The organism is Marnyiella aurantia, assembly GCF_014041915.1.
GTDB lineage: Bacteria > Bacteroidota > Bacteroidia > Flavobacteriales > Weeksellaceae > Marnyiella > Marnyiella aurantia.
Genome location: NZ_CP059472.1, coordinates 1,867,116 through 1,885,850 on the forward strand (window position 1 = coordinate 1,867,116; position 18,735 = coordinate 1,885,850).

Here is an 18,735-nt window from a genome sequence, read left to right on the forward strand (position 1 = left end):
GATAAAAAAAATCCCGACCTGAAGCCGGGATTTGAGGTTATTTGCGGGTTTGACCGCCAGTGTTCTAGAAAGAATATTTCATTCCAAACATCGCAGACCAGGTAGTGAATCTGGAGCTTACAGTTCTGGTGGACGAAGATAGCAGTTCGTTACCAGTTCTCTGCATCTGGAAGGTAGGATCAGGAGAAAGTGCTCCCGTTCTTCCAAGGATTGCAGCACCGTAAGAGCTTACATTGGTATCCTGGATTCCCCAATCAGAGTTCAGCATATTTCCGAAGTTGATAACATCCAGCGTAAGCTGTACTTTATCCCCTTTCTGAATCATATTGGAAAACAGGTTTTGGCTTAGTCTTACATCTACACGGTTCAGCCATGGAAGCAGGAACTCATTCCTTGGCAGGATTTGTCCGCGGTATTCTTCCAGTCCGTTGTCCGTAATGAATTGGTCAAACGCTTCTCTCTGCTGTGCAGCTGTGAAAAGCACGTTTGTATTGGCTCCGGAACCCGTGGTAATATCAGCAAACTTCATATCAGCTGTATTGGTAGGGATATAAAGCAGGTCATTAGCCAGGCCGTCACCGTTCACATCGTTGGAGTAGTAATAAGAATATCTACCCTGGTTTGCACCGGAATAGTAAACTCCAATTGTTGTACCGGTTGGTTTAAGTTCGTAAGTTACGTTTGCTACTATACGGTGAGGTACTGCAAAGTTGGAGATGCTCAGGAAATCCTGGTTTGGTGAATCAACTACCGGAGACGCCAACCATGACGAAGATGCATTTGATCCGGAGTTGGATGTTACCTCCTGAGCTTCGGAATAAGTATAGAATGCAGAACCTGAAAGTCCTTTCCATGGACGGAGGTTAGCACCTATAGTTGCAGATAATGCATATCCTTTGCTTTCTGTATTGGTTAGAATAGTTGCGTTGTTCGCGCCGATTGCTGTATTGTACTGATATGAAGCAGTGTTTGGATAATAGGCCCGGTCTGCATACGTCATTCTTTCTGTAGACGGTTTTCTGTTTGCGCCAAACTGGAATACAGCGTTCACATCTCTTGTGAAAAGAAGATCTGTGCTGATGGTAAGAAGGGAGTTAGGAACTCTGTAATCAATTCCTAAGCTTGATCTCCAAACTTTGGGCATTCTGAAGTCACTGTCTACAAGAGCAAACGTACTTGGCGCTCCATCTTTTGGAGACTGGATAAATACACTTTCGGCACCTGCAGGAACATTATTAAGGTGGTAATAGATATCCTGCGGCTGGAAGGTTACGTTATTGATCCATCCTGAAACCTGTGAGTACGATGTAGGTTCTACAGTGTTTTGAAGTACACCAGCGTTAGTAGGCATGTTGGTTAACCAAACAAACGGTACACGTCCGGAGAAAATTCCGGTACCACCACGAAGGGTTAATGTGCGGTCACCCATTGTATCATAGTTGAATCCTAAACGCGGAGAAAGCATCACGCGGGACTTTGGCCAGCTGCCTGAAGAATAATGGGTAGGATTTCCGTCGGTATCTAAAAGCTCCAGTGCATCAATTGCAGGGTTAGCGGTTAGTTCATTTTGGTAGAAAGGCAATTCTGCTCTTAAACCGAGTGTAAAGTTAAATCTGTCGGTAAGCGCGATCCTGTCCTGTAAGTAAGCAGAGCCCAGACCGAAGTTTACACGTGAGTAGGTATCCTGATTTGCATATGGATAAGTAATACCGAACATAATAGGTGCCACCTCGTTAGGCGTACCGGTAGTAAGGAAGTCTGCAACGGATGCATATCTGTAGTACCCGGTTCCCATACGTGTATAGGAGTTACCGAACTTTTGCATCTCATAAGCCACACCAGCAGTAAATGTATGCTTGTTTACGTTATAGGTAAGGTTATTGGTGATGGAAAAGTTGTTGTTAATTACATCATTCAGATAAGAGAAAAGCTCTGTACCGAAGCTGATGTAGTTACCGCCGGTAGGCGATCCATCCCAAATGTCAACAAATGGGAACAGGGTATCCGAAGGGGTAGTTCTAAGATCCTGGATTTTAGAATAGGTGAAAAGTAATTTGTTTGACAGGCTTGAGTTGAATGTAGAGTTCAGTTCCGCGGTAAGGGACTGGACTTTGTTTTCCACATTGAAGTTACCGTTCTCAAAAGTCATTGCTCTGTCGCTCACACGGCTCCAAGCAGATCTTGGAGATGGACCGGAAGAAGCGTTTGCCACCTGCATGGAAGTTCCGTCCAGTACGTTATAACGAACTGCAAATTTGTGCTTGTCACTGATGTTCCAGTCCAGACGTGCCAGGAACTTATCTCCCTGCTGCTGTGCCTCGTTGGCATATCCCTGATATCTTCCCGGATCGTAACCCCAACGGTTAATCAGGTGGTCACGTACAGCGATAAGATCGGACTCCTTTACTCTGGTAATATTGTTTTCAGGATCTGAAACGCCGTCCTGCGATGCTTTCCAAAGGTTTGCGCCGGAAGCGTTTGCACCGGTCATTGTTTCCCTTTCAGCACTTATGAAGAAGAACAGTTTATTCTGAACCAATGGGCCCCCGATCGTGAATCCGTTGGTCATCTGTCCACCGGATACTTTCTCAAGCTTATTGTCATTGATTTTCCATCCGTTCAGTTCTTTACCGTTGTAATAACCATATAAGGACCCGTGGAATTTGTTGGTTCCTGATTTGGTAACCGCATTGATGCCCGCACCGGTAAAACCTGACTGGGTAACATCAAAAGGTGCGATGTTTACAGAAATCTCCTGAATCGCATCCAAAGAGATAGGCTGTGCGCTCCCTCCAGGCAGCAGGTTTCCGCTTAATCCAAATCCATTGTTGAAGTTTGCACCGTCAATCTGAAGGTTATTATACCTTGCATCCCTTCCTGCAAATGAGTTTCCGTTTGCCTGTGGGGTAAGTCTCGTAAATTCAGTGATGCTTCGGCTGGCCTGCGGCAATTCCTGAATCTGTTTCAGTCCTACATTGGTTGCAGCGCCTGTTTTATTCACGTTTACACGGCGACCTCCTGTGATTACCACCTCAGCGATATTCTCAGTCTTTTCGCCAAGTACCGGGTTCAGGGAAAAAGGTTGTCCCAGCTCCAGGTATACGTCCTCATATACGATAGGCGTATCACTACCTGAAACAATTTCTACACGGTACGGACCCCCAACACGCATGTTGGAAAGGTTGAACGCACCGGATGCATTTGCTGTTGCGCTGTAAACGGATCCGGAAGGAATGTGGGTAGCGGTAATCTTCGCACCTGAGCTTTCCTTCCCGTCACGTGACGTTACAATACCTGTCATGCTGCTGGTAGTAACCTGTGCATGTACAGTTCCATAACCTGCGAATGCTATGGCAGCAATCAGAACGGTTTTCTTCAAAGGATTAAAATTCATATCAAATAATTAGAGATTATTATTTCTGCGCTGCAAAAATAATCTTTAATTATTTAAGAAGTATTAACAAAGAATTAATTATTGAAAAATAAGATGCACGATGATGCAAGTACATGATGTACAGTATGGTAGAAAGCTATGACCTGATTAAAGTCATGTTATGCGCACCATAAGGCATTGCGTAATTAACAAAAAAATTAAAATATAGGGCGTCTGTATATAATTTACTCCCGAACAGCTTTCAGGCTGAGGTCTATGTTGTGCGCCGAGTGCGTCAGAGCTCCGGCAGAAATATAATCTACACCAGTTGCGGCTACCTTGTGAAGCATTTCTCTTGTGATGCCACCCGACGCTTCGCTCTCACACTTCCCGTTAATTAGTTCTACAGCCTTAGCCATTGTTTCCACATCCATATTATCGAGCATAATACGGTGAACGCCGGCTTTCAGTGCTTCTTCCACTTCCTCCAGATTCCGGGTCTCCACCTCGATTTTAAGTGGCTTCTTCAGTTTCTTTACGTAATCCTTAGCCATTTTCACCGCATTGGTGATGCTGCCGTTATAATCGATGTGGTTGTCTTTCAGCATAATCATATCGTACAGACCATACCGGTGATTGGTACCACCCCCGATGGCTACGGCCCATTTTTCACAGATGCGGAAATTGGGGGTGGTCTTCCTGGTGTCCAGTAATTTCGTTTTTGTACCCAGCAGCCTGGAATCCCATTCGTGGGTCATAGTAGCAATGCCGCTCATTCGCTGCATGCAGTTCAGCACCAGCCTTTCTGTTGAAAGTATCGAACGTGCACTTCCTGTGACATAAAAAGCAATATCACCCACCTTTGCCTGTTGTCCGTCCTCAATCAGAACATCAACCTTAAGGTTTTTGTCGAATTGGTTAAAGATAATCTTAGCAAGTTCCACTCCTGCCAGAATGCAGTCTTCCTTTACCAGGAGTTTTGCTTTTTGCTGAAGATCCTTAGGAATGGTAGAAAGCGTAGAGTGGTCGCCATCCTGAATGTCTTCTTCCAGGGCGTTTTTAATAAAAATCTTAAGTGCTTCCTTGGTTACGTATGCCGGTTTTTTCATGTTTATTATTTTAATCCTGAATGGTGAGCGGTTTCTTTTCCAGATCTTTATTGTAGAATGAGCCTTTGTTCTCCTTCATCTGAATGGAATGTTTGATGATGAGGTAGGATACATTCACCAGGTTTCGGAGTTCGGACAGTTGGGGCGAAAGGATGGAGTAGTTGTACAGTTCCGTAACAGCATCAAAGATTTCCTGCTGTTTCCTTTGCGCCAGCAGCAGTCGCTCATTACTTCGTACAATGCTTACCAGGTCACTCATCATCTCCTGAAGCTGGCGGCGCAGGTAGGTGATGATCACCATTTCGTCCATCATCTTCATGCCGGCTTCATTCCATTCCGGTACCGCTTTAAGGTCATCGAAGTTAAAATCGTTGATGGTAAGCAGTTCCACAGTCTTCAGTGCAGCTTTGTGACCGAATACCAAACCTTCCAGCAGCGAATTGGAAGCCAGTCGGTTGGCGCCATGGAGTCCGGAGTTGGTGCATTCGCCTACAGCGAATAGATTTTTTATAGAACTTTGCCCGTCCCGGTCCACCTCAATTCCGCCCATCAGATAGTGGCAGGCCGGCACTACGGGAATAAGTTGTTTAAAGGGATCAATGCCTTCGCTCAGACATTTCTGGTAAATATTCGGGAAGTGTTCCACAAACTTTTCACGGTCCATTTCGCGGCAGTCCAGGCCTACATATTCATCTCCTGATATCTTAAGTTCATTGTCGATGGCTCTGGCTACGATATCACGTGAGGCCAGTTCCTCGCGTTCGTCGTATTTATGCATGAATTTTTCGCCGTTTTTCAGACGAAGCTTGGCACCGTCGCCGCGCAGGGCTTCGGAAATAAGGAAAAGCATTCCGTCCCGTTTGGAGTACAGCGCCGTAGGATGGAACTGGTAATACTGCATATTGGAAACTTTGCCGCGCGCACGGTGCACAAAGGCAATCCCGTCGCCGGTGGCAATTTCCGGATTGGTGGTGTTTTTATAAACGTGTCCCGCGCCGCCGGTGGCCACTAGGGTGATTTTGGCAGTGATTTTCTTTATTTTCTTGTGCTTCGCATCCAGAATATAGGCGCCGTAGCAGGAAATATCACCTTCTATAAGTTCTTTGCCGGGTACATGGTGCTGCGTAATCAGGTCGATGACATAATGGTGCGGCAGCATTTCAATATTTGCCGACTTGGTAATGTTCTCCAGCAAAGCCCGCTCAATTTCGGCACCGGTAATGTCTTTATGATGTACAATGCGGTTTTCGGTATGTCCGCCCTCGCGGCCTAATTTGAAATCGCCGCCCTTTTCCATGTCGAAGCGGGTTCCCCAGTCCACGAGTTCCTGAAAACGTTCCGGACCTTCGCTTATCACCATCTTCACAGTTTCCAGATTATTCTCACCGTCGCCGGCACGCATGGTATCGTCTATATGTTTCTGGAAATTATCCTTGTCGAAATCGGTAACTACGGCCAGTCCGCCCTGGGCGTATTTGGTATTGCTTTCGTCCTCATCGGCCTTCGTAACGATGATGATTTTGGCCTCAGGCATCCTTTCGGAAATTTTGATGGCGTAAGAAAGTCCCGAAATTCCGGAGCCAATGACAAGTACATCTGCTTTGATCATGTTTTCCTATAAAAATTTAAACAGTTTATCGTCCGGCTTCCGTACTTTTTTCATGCGCTGAAAATCATCATCTTCGGCACGGTAGCCCAGCGCTAAGGTCACTGCTACTCCTTCAGCGCTGGTATCAAGCTTTAATATTTCTTCCAGAATATCTTTTTTGAAACCCTCCATGGGGCAGGTGTCCACATTTTCCAGCGCGGCGGCAAACATCAGGTTTCCCAGGACAATATAAGCCTGTTTCTCGGCCCATTGCTGTACTTCTATATTCTGAGTATAAGTTTCTATACCCCGGCGGAACATTTCCATACTTTCCACCGGAACTTCACGGACTTCAGATATATGACGGAAATAGCCGTCTACATAATGTCCGTCCACTACCTTTTTTGCTATGATAACTACAAGGTGAGAGCAGGTCGAAATTTGCGAAGGATTATGAAATGCAGGAATAAGATTGCTTAACATCTCCTGACTTTCCACCACCAGAATCTTATATGGCTGCAGGCCCAGCGAACTAGCCGAGAGTTTCCCTGCCTCCAGAATATCCCTTATGGTCGCTTCCGCAACTTTTCTGTCAGGATTAAATTTTTTTACTGAATAGCGCTTTTGCAAAGATTCAATATAGTTCATGAAACAAATATAGGAATTGAGGTGTAAGGAGCCGTTATAAAACAGATATTTTACAGGTGCGAATCGGGAATTTGTTAACTTAGACAACCGATTAAACAAGTACCGGCACCTTCTCCTATGAGCACTTTCTTTTTCCACAAATTTTATTCCGTAACCGCCACCTTGCGCAATATTATGCTGTTATGTTTTATTATGTTCGTTTCAGTTTCTGTTAAAGCACAGATGAGTGAATTTTCAAAAATTGAAGTGAAGTATATGACCTCATTTCTGCGCGACACAGCCGACGTGACAAGTAAGAGGCAGGAAATAACGGTGTTGAGGGTTGGCGAAAACAAATCAATCTTTAAAAGTGAGATGAAGTTGGTTCGGGATTCCCTTTTAAACGAAAACGAAGCACAGGTTAAACGGGAGGTAGCAATGGGTCAGTTCACCTTACGGATGCCAGGAAATCTACCAAGGGTTGCCTTCAGACCGGAGGTCTACAGGTACGGAGAGAAGACCACTGTGTATGATCAGTTAAGCTTAGACGTGTATTCCTTTGACGCACCCAATTCGCTGAAATGGAATATCACGGCAGAGAAAAAAAAGATTGCAACCTACAACTGCCAGAAAGCGGTGGCGCGTTACGGCAATAGAGATATTATTGCCTGGTTTACCAACGAAATACCAATGGACGAAGGTCCTTATACCTTCAAAGGGTTGCCGGGACTTGTGGTTGAAGTGTATGACTCTAAAAAACATTACCATTTCAGCCTGATCAGTGTGAGGCAATGGATGAAACGGATGACACCACCGCTGCGTAATGTAATACCAGCGACCTACGAACAATTCAGTAAAAAACGTCAGGAGTACCGCGACGATCCTACTGCTTACGTATCCCAAAACGGTATAAAGGTACCGGCACCAACTAAAGAACTGCGTGACCTTGCGCGAAGTAACCGTCAGCGGGATAATAACTTTCTCGATTAATCAGAAAAGTCCACCGTCTTTCTGGCTTTCAAAATAAGCATCGACTTCCAGTACGGGTGACTGCGCGGCTTTTACGGCCAGCTGGTCGCAGATTTCGTTTTCCACATGTCCGGCATGACCCTTCACCCAGTGAAAAGTGGTTTTGTGTGTTTTCAGCAGCGGTACTAAACGGCGCCAAAGATCAGGGTTTTTAACGTTCTTGAATCCTTTCTTTATCCAACCGTAAATCCATTTCTGATTGATGGCATCGGAAACATATTTACTGTCGGTAAAGATGTGGATGTCATTGTCCGGCGACTTCAGTTTTTCCAGCGCTACAATAACGGCCATAAGTTCCATACGGTTGTTGGTGGTTAGGCGGAAACCTTTGGAAAAACGCTTTTCGTAGTTCTTTTCCGGCACCTTCATCACAATACCGTAACCGCCCCTGCCGGGATTGCCGCTGCAGGCACCGTCTGTGTAGATTTCAATTCTCAGCATTTAATATCAGTTCCTAGAATGCGAAATCGTCATCGTCGTCCAGATCGTTCATGGAGGAACCGGAAAGGCCTGAAACTCCGGAATTATCCGGCAGGTCAAAAGCCGCGCCCGGCTGGATCGTTGTTTTGATCTTTTCAAAACCGCTGGGCTCGTCCTGCTGTCCGAAACTGGAAGGCTGATAGCCGTATCCGCCGCCACCAAACAAATCGAGGTCGGCAAACTTTGCGATATTTTTGTGGAAGGATAATCTAACATCCGCTGTGGCTCCGTTCCTGTGTTTTGCAATGATGAGTTCTGCCTGGTTTTCAGTGGGTGTTTCGGCGCCGTCTTCATCATTGTCCCAGGTGGCAATTTTATAATATTCCGGACGGAAAATAAAGGATACAATATCCGCATCCTGCTCAATCGCACCGGATTCACGGAGATCCGAAAGCTGTGGTCTTTTTCCGGGTCTGGTCTCTACACTACGCGACAACTGCGACAGGGCGATCACAGGCACGTTCAGTTCCTTGGCGATGGCTTTCAGTGAACGGGAGATCATCGCAATCTCCTGTTCCCTGTTTCCGGCACCTTTTCCGGAGTTGGCAGTCATCAGCTGAAGGTAATCTACCATGATGATCCTTACGCCATGCTGCATTACCAAACGGCGGCATTTTGCACGGAAGTCGAACACCGATAGTGACGGCGTTTCATCAATATAAAGCGGTGCATTCTCCAGAGCGGACACGTTGGAGAACAGTCTTTGCCATTCTTCATCACTCATCTGTCCCTTGCGGAGTTTTTCGGAAGATATACCGGTTTCCGAGGCAATCATACGTGTGATAAGCTGCACCGAAGCCATCTCCAGGGAGAAGAGCGCCATTGGAATGTCATGCTGAACGGCAATATTTCTGGCCATGGAAAGCAGGAAGGCGGTCTTACCCATCGCCGGACGCGCGGCAATAATGATAAGGTCGGAATTCTGCCAACCACCGGTTTCTTTATCGATATCGCGGAAGCCGGAGGGAATTCCGGAGATCCCCTCTTTGTCCTTCAGTGATTTTATGGTTTCAATGGCCTGCTTTACCAGTGAGTTGGCGGTGTCGAAACCTTTCTTGATAGTACCGTTGGTGATTTCAAAAAAACTCTGTTCGGCTTTGTCCAGCAATTCAAATACATCTGTTGTTTCCTTGTAGGAACTGTCTATTACGTTTGCTGAGACATTGATGAGGCTTCGCAGGATATATTTCTCCAGAATAACCCGAACGTGGTATTCTATATGCGCACTTGAAGATACGCCCAGAGTGAGTTCGATAATATAATGGTCACCACCGACCTGTCCCAGTTTTTCGGCTTTCTTCAGTTCGTTGATTACGGTCACCATATCCACAGGGTGGTTTTCCAGATACATTTTCTGGATCGCTTCAAAAATCGTCTGATGCCGTGGGTCATAAAAGACATCAGGTTGCAGCAGGTCTATGGAATAATCCAGACCTTTCTTGTCTATAAGGAAGGTGCCAATGACCAAACGTTCAAAATCCAGGGCATTAGGAGGCATTTTACCGTCGGAAATAGAAAGTTCGCGGGCAAAATTACCGTGTATAAGAGAGGATAAGGTTTCTTTTTGAGCCATGGTGCAAAGATAGTTTTTTTGCGATGTCTAAGATGTGTGATTAACTAACATAGAAGAGTATTAAGGGTCAAAAGACTGTATATGAATGCTTTCCTTTGTTGATAAAAAAATCACCCCGCGGTTTGCGGGGTGATTCAGAATTTATTGAAATTTTGTTAATCTCTGTTTTTTACCAGGATCCATCCCGAGTACTGCGAAGGAACATCGGTTACAGGGTCGCTCCAGGTGATCGTGTACCAGTACGTTCCGGTTTCCACCTTTTTATTTCCTGTTCTGCCATCCCACTGGTATAGGTTTTTCTGATTGCCTTCATGGATTTTTGTTCCGTAACGGTCATAAACGTTTAGGATGAGATTCTTCTTGTGACCGAGCGCTGAGTAATCCAGGTAATCATTGACACCATCATCATTTGGTGTGATTGCGTTGATGAGGTTTGGAACTGTTACCTCAATAAGTGCAGGGTCGCAGTCGTAAGCATCTTTAACGTAAATCATGGCCTGACCACGGGGTACATTGGTGAATACATTGGAGTCCTGCCAGTTGATTCCGTCAATTGAATACTGGTAAGGAAGCGTGCCACCTGTAGCAGTAATCGTTATGGTATTGTTTGTAATATCAAGCTTAGTAATTACCGGAGTTGGAGATGCGTAAACTTTCACGGTTTGTCTGGTCACACAACCATCTGTCGTGAGATCTACCCAATACTCACCCACAGTTACGTTAGGCAGTACTTGTGTAGTAGCACCGGTGCTCCATTGGTAAGCCTGGAAGCCCGGTCCTGCATCAAGGGATGTTCTGTCTTCAATACAGATAATCTTATCCTTAAGGACTGAAGAGTATGCAGGCGGTGTAACCACAAGATTGATCTTTGCAATATTCCAGCAGCCGTTTACACTTATAATTCTGGCGTATACCGTTGTTGAGCTGGACAGGTACACGTTCGGGTTGGCAATACTGTTAGTGTCACTTATCGCATCCTGAAGTGAAGGATAGAATTTTTTGGTATTTGGAATTGTAGTCGTAATATTTGCAGTAGTAAGATCAAACTCAGACATCAGCGGTGTTCCAGGTAGGAAACATTCTATAAGAGTAGCTTCTATAACATCAATTGGTGGGTAGAAGGCCAGGGTGATGGTAGTGGTTTCTTCACAGCCAAATTCATTTACATATTTCACGTAAATGATTCCCTGTGCTGACATATAGGCCTGCGCCGCGTTATTGGAAATCTCATTGGTGCCGTTCTGCATATCCGATAAAGTAGGGAAGTACTGAATGGAGGTCATATTCTGAGTTCCGTTATAAACCGTAGCTGTAGTAAGGTCGTACAGCGCTACACCACTTGTGTAATTGCTGCAGGCAGTAAGTGTTGCCGGTGTCAGTTCGAATGATACATTCTCAAAATTAACTGTTCCATATTCTTTACATTTACTGATTGGACTGTCCGGGTTGTTAGGGTCCACATAAGAAATGGCGTAATGGTAAGTCGTAGTCGTATTTACTGAGATTGGATTGACAATCGGGTTATCTCCGGCAAGCAGGTCATTTGTATTCAGGTGATAAGAAACCACAAAGTTTGGATTTCCGTTTACGATTTGTGTCGTAAGAGTAGAGAAATCAAACATCTGTGGGAACTCGCAAAGCTTTACGATTCCGTCAAAATTTTGTCCCGGTTCCAGGAAGGGATACGGCTGAATGGCAGGATCGTCAAAAGGTGAAAGTAATTCGGCGGTACCGCTCCACTGCAGGGTGAAACCGTTTGTGGACATACTGAAGTTATCTACAACAAGATAGTAGGTCTGTCCGGGAAGTACATCAAGGTAGCCACTCCACTGTTGTGCAACAGTTGGGTGAGTAACAGTCAAACTCAAGCCGGTAGGTCCATCCAATCCGGAGTAGTTACAACGGATAGGCTGACCTGTAGGAGTTCCTACCTGGGAGCACGGTATATTAGGCCCGTATACGGCAAAATCATAATCATCGGTGAAATCATTTGGTTCTATCGTAAACGCCAATGTTCCTGCTGTACCTGCGGTAAACTGATACCAAACGGTCATTCTTTCATCACTTCCCATACATCCGCCAAGTTCTTCATCAATAAGACCGATGCCGGAAGGTGTATAAGAAATTCCGGAGTTTCCGCATACCGGGATTGCAGATATACAGTCAGACTGACCATAGCTGAAAGCCGATATTATGATTAATAAGGATAGTAAATATTTTTTCATGAGCTTCCGGTTTATCTAGTTAATAAAGTTAAAACGGATTCACTGAAAGAGGCGTAATATTCAGCGATTTCCATTCCCCAGTTTGGGTCCGTTTTAGTTTTAGGTTTAAAAGTCCTGAACTTCTTAAGTGCTTCCTTATAAAGTTCCACACCTTCAGTTTTGCTTCCTCCCTTATCTGCCGATGTATGATATTTAAGTTCTGCCCTCAGCAGCGCAGCACGCGGATTGTTAGCATCTAGTTTTAAGGCCTTTGCCAAGTAGTCAGCAGCCATTTGTCTGTCCTTTTCCGAGTTTTTCAAAGCAGCTTTTTGTGCATGAAGCATTCCAAGCAACGCCACAAACTCCACATTGTTCAATTGCTGTTTGGTAACAGGTAAAAGATATTTAAGACCAGTTACAGGACCATCCAGTGCGGCATCAGATTTACCTTCCTTTACATAGGCCTGGCTTTCCTTCAGGCAGTTAAGTGCCGTATAATAATAAGGTTGCCAATGGCTGTTTCCGTTGCCAGCCAGGCTGGCAAAGTTGTATCGGAGATCAGTAAAGTCCTGCACGGTGGTGGCAGTCTTCATCTTTCCGATATTTTCAAGCATTTGCTTTTCGTAATTGCCTTGTGCACTGACGATTGTGGCGAAAGCAACTAAATAGAAAGTAAGTAATATTTTTTTCATGTCTAAAAAGTAATGTCAACAAAAATAGATATTTATTACACAATCAACAAATTTTCGCTTGGTCTTATCTAGAAAATATCTTATGCTAATACTCCATCTTCCTTAATTTCTTATTTCGGCTTACTGCCAGGGCAATGAGCAATGTCATTGTGCCGCCAAAGACCACCGACCTTACCACGCCAAGCATTTTGGCTGCAAGTCCACTTTCAAACTGCCCCAGTTCATTGCTGCTCATAATGAAGATCGAATTAACGCTCAGTACACGTCCGCGAATTTTGTCTGGAGTTTTCAGTTGCACGATCGTTCCGCGGATCACCACTGAAATGCCGTCCAGGATTCCGCTTAAGACAAGAAAAAAGAAGGAAAGCCAGTAAAGTTTGGAAAGCCCGAAACCGATAATACAGAGACCAAATCCTGCTACGGCAAAAAGCAGGATCTTTCCCTGAGTTCTGCGTAACGGCACAAATGCCAGCGTGACGATAATAAGCATGGCTCCAATATCTGAGGCTGCATTCAGTAAACCGAAACCTTCGGAACCTACTTTCAGTATGTCACTGGCAAACACCGGAATCATAGCCACCGCACCGCCAAAGAGTACCGCAAACATATCCAACAGCAAAGCACCAAGAATCTCTTTTGTTTTGTAGATGTATTGCAGCCCCTCTTTCATGCTTTCCATCACTTTCATCTTTTCGCCCTGATTTTCACTGTGGTGTTTGTTAATAAACCAGAAAAACAGGGAAGCCAGAAACATAAGCGCTACAATGATGAACAGCGTTCCGGAAATGTCAAACCAATGAATGAAAAAGCCGCCCAGGGCATGGCCGGAAACTGAAGCGGTTAGGAAAGTGGCCTGGTTCAGGGTTACTGCCGCCGCCAGTTTTTTTATTCCGACCACTTTTGGAATCATGGACGGAACCAGCGGACCAATAAATGCGCGGCAGATGCCGGTGAAGAAAATAGTACCGTAGATGAAATAAGTAATTTCCCGGTTGGTAAGCGTGTGGGTGCCCTCGACAAAAAAAGCCAGTGCCGCCAGGAAACCGATCAGGATGACATAGGCATAATTGCAGATGAGCAAAAGCCGTTTCTTTTCGGTATTGTCTATGACGTGACCGGCATAAAGTGCCGAACTTACGGCAGGAATAACTTCGGAAAGCCCGATCAGCCCAATTGCAAACGGATCTTTGGTGAGCTGATACACCCACCAGCCTAAAAGGGTGGCCAGCATCCGGAAGGAAAGTACAAGGAAAAATCTGCCGGCCATGAGGTTCCTGAATTCCGGAATTTTCAGGGTTTGAACCGGTCTTAGAGAAATCATCCGGCAAATATATAACTGGGGGAGTTAAAATAATCTATCAAATGCAGCATTAACATATGCACATTTCTTATTTTGTTATTTTTGCCCTATGAACTGGATTATACTTATCATAGCAGGCCTCTTTGAAACAGGCTTTGCCACCTGCCTTGGGAAAGCGCAGGAAACCGAGGGCCGCGAAAGTCTTTACTGGTGGTTTGGTTTCGGCAGCTGCCTCTTTGTTTCCATGTTTCTGATGTACAAATCCATAAGTGGTGAAAACGCAATTCCCATCGGCACTGCTTATGCAGTTTGGACGGGAATTGGTGCGGTAGGCGGTGTACTGGCCGGAATATTCATATTCAGCGAGCCGGCCACCTTCTGGCGGATTTTCTTTGTGATTACACTTATAGCCTCTGTTGTAGGACTGAAAGCAGTTTCCTCCTAAATTTAATTAATCTACTCGTTGCTTGTCGCCTTGGATGAGCTGATGACAATTGCAGCCACACCCACGGCTCCGATAACATAAGCGGCAGTCTGGATTTTAGCATTTCTAAGGTCTTTTGATTCTCTCACATTCTTTTTTGCCAGCGAAATACGTGTGGAATCTTTTTTCGTGGAATACCCAATGATACTGTCTGCCGTTAAGTTGGAGAAAAGCATCTTTTTGGTTTCGGTACTGTTTTTAAGTTTGAAACTGTAAGGTTTTCCGGCTCTGAGGTTGGAGAAGTTATTCTGATTTACATCGTCGGAGTATTTTGTGGTCGCGCAGGACGAAAGGGCAAAAACACCGGCAAGTAAAATTGATTTAGAGGATAAAGATAGTCTCATTGGATTTTTTATTTGTTCAAATTTATAAATTTTTTTCACAAGAGCAGGAACCTGTGCTTATTTGGTCCTAAATTTTGTATTCACTTAAAATATCAGCAATCGTTCGGTCGTTCGCCAGTCGGGGAATTTTGTTTTGGCCGCCCAGCTTTCCTGCCGCTTTCGCATATTCGTGGAAAGCATTGCGTGATAAACGGGTAATCTTTAGTGGCTGGAGCACATTTCCTGTGATAAGATCATCGTAGTAGGTATTACGTTTCCGCATTTCGTCATCCAGTTTTAAGCTGAATAAATTGAGGTCTTCAGGCTCCTTTTCAAATTCGACAAACCATTCATGATAAGGAAGTCCTTCCGTTGGGTTCACCTGCGGAGCCAGATGGAACTCGGTAATTTGCGCAGCAAGTTCGGCCACTGTGGATTTAAGTGCTTCTTCCACTTCAAAGGCAATTACATGTTCCCCAAAAGCCGATGTATAATGTTTAGTACGTCCGGATACCATGATCCGGTGCGGATTTTTGGAGATAAAACGCACTACATCTCCAATAGAATATCCCCAAAGTCCTGAGTTGGTAGTCAGTATAAGTGCATAATCTTTGTGGAGTTCAACGTCTTTAAGCGTAAGCCGACTGGCGTTGGGTTTCCCATATTCTTCCAGCGGAATGAACTCGTAAAATATACCGTGATTGGTGAGCAGCAATAATCCTTCCTGAAGATAATCGTCCTGAAAGGCAAAGAATCCTTCACTGGCGGGGAAGGTCTGGATAATGTCCACCTTGCCGCCTAATAGTTCATTCATCTTTTCACGGTAGGGTTCGTAGTTTACGCCACCGGTTACTATCAGTTGCAGGTTTGGGAAGAGTTGGGTGATTTTTTTACCGTTTCTTTCAATGAGCTTTTCAAAATACATGATCAGCCAGGGTGGTATCCCGGAAATAAGGGTCATGTTTTCCTTTTCCGTTTCTACGGCTATTTGGTTCACTTTGGCTTCCCAATCATCAATCATGTTGGTCTCCCAGCTGGGTAAGCGGTTTTTCTGCAGGTATGAAGGAATATGATGTGCCACAATCCCCGACAGCCTGCCGGTTTTAATTCCGTACACTTCCTCCAGTTCAGGACTTCCCTGCAGGAAAATCATCTTGCCGTTTACGAAATCGGCATTGCCTTTTTTTGCGATGTAGTGGAATAGTGCACTCTGCGCACCTGCCAGCTGGAAGGGCATGCCTTCCTTAGAGATTGGGATGTATTTTGAACCGGATGTGGTTCCGGATGTCTTTGCGAAATATAAGGGAGTGTCGGTCCAAAGGATATTCCGCTGTCCTTTCTTCATCTTTTCAATAAAGGCACGCAATCCTTCGTAATCCGTAACCGGAACTCTTTCCTGAAAATCCTCAATTGAATGTATATCTTCAAAATGATGCTGTCTACCGAAAAGGGTTTTTTCTGCGGTACGCACCATCATAAGTAACTGTTCTTCCTGCTTTATTTCAGCATTCAGTTTAAAATCCTGTGTTTTCTTTACATGATTACCTGCCCAAATAAGTGCGGCTTTTTTCTTTAGGAAATTTAGCATAAGGCAAAAGTAAAGAAAGTATCCTGATCTTAGGTTACCAACAGAAAGCATCCGGCAATTCCGCCGGATGCTTCGATGTTATTGCAGAATTCTACCTAACCAGATTGTTCTTTTTCAGCTGATCCCCGAATTCCCGCTGGAACCGGACGGCATCTGCCTGAAGCTGCTTCAGGAGTTCTGACTGGTTTACGGGTTCCCGTAGGGATCGTCCGCCATAGTTGGTGAAATATTGCTTGCCGTTGGCCGTACTTACCTCATATATGGTGGCCTGTAAATTAGGAACTTCAATGCGTGATACCTGCATCATGTTCATGCCCGCAGTGCCGCCCAGTTCCGTGAGGTCATTTGCAACTTCTTTATTGCCCAACTCGCCCAAACGCCAGCCGCCTTCTGTCTGGCTCGTGCCAATCACCGTTACCACCGTATTGTCTGCTATGAGTGGGGTGGAAAGCCGGCGTGAATCTTCCAGCATCCCAGCGATTGAATCACGCTGGTTCTGCATAAGTCTTTCGAAATTCAGAGTCATTTCCGGAACAGCTCTGCCGGGAGCTGATCTTTCCAAAGCACCGGCATCTATACCCAGGTTGAACTCCTTATTGTTCTTAACAAGTGACAGGAGGTCATTTTTTCCCTTGGTAACTGCTTCCTCAGAGGTTTTGAAGAGATTTTCCTTTACAGACTGGTTGCCATCGTTATTGTTCATACCGGAATTTTTGTTGCAGGACGTCAGGAAAAAGGTGAGCAGTCCGGCTAATATAATAAATATCGTATTTTTCATGTCGGGTAATTTTTAAGGTTATTTCTTAGCTATATCATACCATGTGGACCAGTGTGTGGATGTTCCGGGAGGATTCTCATATTCCTCATAGGTGATGAACCTCTCCTGACCGGAGCAGGGTGCCCAGGGATCGTTCAGGGCCAGGTAGCGGGTCCCGTTCAGTGTGATGTATCCTTTGATTACAAGTACATGTCCTACAACACCGGGAGTACCGTAAGCGTAGCCCATTGGTTTTTTAGCACAGAAAATCTGTTTTTTCAGCGCATCCCAGGTAAGCGCAGTTTTGGTTTCGGTAAATTTCAAACCTGCAAAATCCAGTTCCAGCCAGCCCGGTTTGTTACAGGCGGAGTTCTTCGGACAGTTACTGCCCTGGTTCTGTGGCGTACAGCAATTGTTCATGCTGAAGCGGTGATTGGCCAGGCTGCACTGCGTCACACTGATGGCGAAATGTTGTGCCAGCATCTGAGTGGTGGCCGCCCAACACCAGTTATTGGTCTCCTGCGGCCGCAGGGTGTTCGCTACATTACCGATTACTTCCGGCTTACAGCAGCTGCCAAGGGTTAGCAGCACTAAAACGAATCCCACTAATACGTTTCTAAATTCATTTTTCATGGTATTGATTTTTTTGTTTCCTACTCTATAGGCTTTTCGGACTCCGCCGTTGTTTGCAGTAAAATTAAACCGAACTCATGAATAATTTACAGGAAAAACACTTATTCTGTAAAAAATATTCACATGATATATATGTAAGTACATTAAAAAAGCTACTCCCGGTTGGAAGCAGCTTACTTGGAATTAATTGTACTGGTATTATCTGGAACAGTTGGCGGTCCAGGTCTTACCGTCCTTTGTGTAAAAAATGTCCAGGTCGTTGTTGTCAATTGTTATGTAACTTGTAGTTGTTGATCCCACACTTACTAAGGTGTTATCACCTGTTTGCTGGAATTCAATACCATTAAGATCCGGAATGCCGTTTGAGAATTTAAAGTTATACTTGGTTCCGCTGGCAATTTTGGTAACAAATACTTTTCCGTCCGCAGTGTTTATATTATTACTTCCGTCCAGATAAGAGATGTTTCCGTTGTATGTTCCGGCAAAGAAATCATTATCTGCAGGATCATCGTCACGGCTGCAGGACACGATTACGAATAAGGATAGCATAAGGATACTTAGTGTTTTCAAAAGGTTTTTCATACTAGAAATGTTAATGTTAATATTGTTGAATTATTTACTTTGCTAAAGGATGGCGCGGCGGTCTTGGAGGTCGGGGTGGTGCATCCGGCCGGCGGGGTGTATCTCCCGGATAAAGTTTTTGTCCGTCCGGAGTTATAATATATGGTCTTTCACCCGGTTTAGGCGGTGCAGGTCTTGCCTTCTTCGCCTTTTTATTTTTCAGGAATTTGGGTAGTGGCGGCTTCGGTGGTTTAGGCGGAAGTCTTTGTGCCGAAGTATACCCTAAACCCATTATAATAAGCACTGATGTCAGAATATTTTTCATGATGCAAATATTTTAAGGATTGCAGATTCAAAAACGGTGCTAGACCACAAGCTGATTCAAATTGTGAATACAATCAGCGAAATTTTGTA

General features: G+C 44.8%; 17 protein-coding genes. 2 read left to right on the forward strand and 15 right to left on the reverse strand.

Translation table 11 applies throughout. From position 1 onward, the window contains the following. Nucleotides 1-64: 64 nt before the first annotated feature. The 4 genes from H1R16_RS08615 to H1R16_RS08630 all read right to left on the reverse strand — a co-directional run bounded on the left by H1R16_RS08615 (nt 65) and on the right by H1R16_RS08630 (nt 6,718). Complete coding sequence (locus H1R16_RS08615) at nt 65-3,394, reverse strand: TonB-dependent receptor (protein ID WP_181886983.1); 3,330 nt, start codon at nt 3,392-3,394, stop codon at nt 65-67. A gap of 224 nt (nt 3,395-3,618) precedes the next feature. Further along, nucleotides 3,619-4,482 carry a carboxylating nicotinate-nucleotide diphosphorylase gene (gene nadC, locus H1R16_RS08620; protein ID WP_181886982.1) on the reverse strand — a complete coding sequence of 288 codons (864 nt, stop codon included), beginning with the start codon at nt 4,480-4,482 and terminating at the stop codon, nt 3,619-3,621. 10 nt (nt 4,483-4,492) lie between these two features. After that, complete coding sequence (gene nadB / locus H1R16_RS08625) at nt 4,493-6,091, reverse strand: L-aspartate oxidase (protein ID WP_181886981.1); 1,599 nt, start codon at nt 6,089-6,091, stop codon at nt 4,493-4,495. Nucleotides 6,092-6,097: 6 nt separating this feature from the next. Further along, entirely contained in the window at nt 6,098-6,718 is a 621-nt protein-coding gene (locus H1R16_RS08630; RefSeq protein WP_181886980.1) for an NAD(P)H-dependent oxidoreductase, read from the reverse strand. 174 nt (nt 6,719-6,892) lie between these two features. On the opposite strand from H1R16_RS08630, the gene H1R16_RS08635 reads away from it, so the two are divergent. Beyond that, complete coding sequence (locus H1R16_RS08635) at nt 6,893-7,687, forward strand: GLPGLI family protein (protein WP_228451073.1); 795 nt, start codon at nt 6,893-6,895, stop codon at nt 7,685-7,687. On the opposite strand, the gene rnhA is transcribed toward H1R16_RS08635, so the two are convergent. From rnhA to H1R16_RS08660, 5 genes are all read right to left on the reverse strand, one after another. Continuing rightward, entirely contained in the window at nt 7,688-8,164 is a 477-nt protein-coding gene (rnhA, locus tag H1R16_RS08640) for a ribonuclease HI (RefSeq protein WP_181887370.1), read from the reverse strand. Nucleotides 8,165-8,180: 16 nt separating this feature from the next. Beyond that, complete coding sequence (gene dnaB / locus H1R16_RS08645) at nt 8,181-9,779, reverse strand: replicative DNA helicase (protein WP_181886978.1); 1,599 nt, start codon at nt 9,777-9,779, stop codon at nt 8,181-8,183. A 155-nt stretch (nt 9,780-9,934) separates the two neighbouring features. Further along, complete coding sequence (locus H1R16_RS08650; RefSeq protein ID WP_181886977.1) at nt 9,935-12,004, reverse strand: T9SS type B sorting domain-containing protein; 2,070 nt, start codon at nt 12,002-12,004, stop codon at nt 9,935-9,937. Between the two features lie 11 nt (nt 12,005-12,015). After that, complete coding sequence (locus H1R16_RS08655; protein WP_181886976.1) at nt 12,016-12,675, reverse strand: tetratricopeptide repeat protein; 660 nt, start codon at nt 12,673-12,675, stop codon at nt 12,016-12,018. 85 nt (nt 12,676-12,760) lie between these two features. Then, a complete protein-coding gene (locus H1R16_RS08660) occupies nt 12,761-13,996 on the reverse strand; it encodes an MFS transporter (RefSeq protein ID WP_181886975.1) in 1,236 nt (411 codons plus the stop codon). A gap of 88 nt (nt 13,997-14,084) precedes the next feature. Here H1R16_RS08660 and H1R16_RS08665 point away from each other — a divergent pair, with 88 nt between their 5' ends. Next, complete coding sequence (locus H1R16_RS08665) at nt 14,085-14,420, forward strand: DMT family transporter (protein ID WP_181886974.1); 336 nt, start codon at nt 14,085-14,087, stop codon at nt 14,418-14,420. An 11-nt stretch (nt 14,421-14,431) separates the two neighbouring features. Here the strand turns inward: H1R16_RS08665 and H1R16_RS08670 are convergent, their stop codons facing one another. The 6 genes from H1R16_RS08670 to H1R16_RS08695 form a co-directional block, all read right to left on the reverse strand. After that, nucleotides 14,432-14,803 (reverse strand): hypothetical protein, encoded by a 372-nt coding sequence (locus tag H1R16_RS08670; protein WP_181886973.1) that lies wholly within the window; start codon nt 14,801-14,803, stop codon nt 14,432-14,434. A 67-nt stretch (nt 14,804-14,870) separates the two neighbouring features. After that, a complete protein-coding gene (locus H1R16_RS08675) occupies nt 14,871-16,370 on the reverse strand; it encodes a GH3 auxin-responsive promoter family protein (RefSeq protein WP_181886972.1) in 1,500 nt (499 codons plus the stop codon). Between the two features lie 91 nt (nt 16,371-16,461). Continuing rightward, complete coding sequence (locus tag H1R16_RS08680) at nt 16,462-17,148, reverse strand: hypothetical protein (protein WP_181886971.1); 687 nt, start codon at nt 17,146-17,148, stop codon at nt 16,462-16,464. An 18-nt stretch (nt 17,149-17,166) separates the two neighbouring features. Next, nucleotides 17,167-17,760: a papain-like cysteine protease family protein gene (locus H1R16_RS08685; protein WP_181886970.1), complete on the reverse strand. Its 594-nt coding sequence runs from the start codon at nt 17,758-17,760 to the stop codon at nt 17,167-17,169. Between the two features lie 198 nt (nt 17,761-17,958). Beyond that, nucleotides 17,959-18,342: a hypothetical protein gene (locus H1R16_RS08690; RefSeq protein WP_181886969.1), complete on the reverse strand. Its 384-nt coding sequence runs from the start codon at nt 18,340-18,342 to the stop codon at nt 17,959-17,961. A 34-nt stretch (nt 18,343-18,376) separates the two neighbouring features. Then, nucleotides 18,377-18,646 (reverse strand): hypothetical protein, encoded by a 270-nt coding sequence (locus H1R16_RS08695; RefSeq protein WP_181886968.1) that lies wholly within the window; start codon nt 18,644-18,646, stop codon nt 18,377-18,379. Between the last annotated feature and the right edge of the window lie 89 nt (nt 18,647-18,735).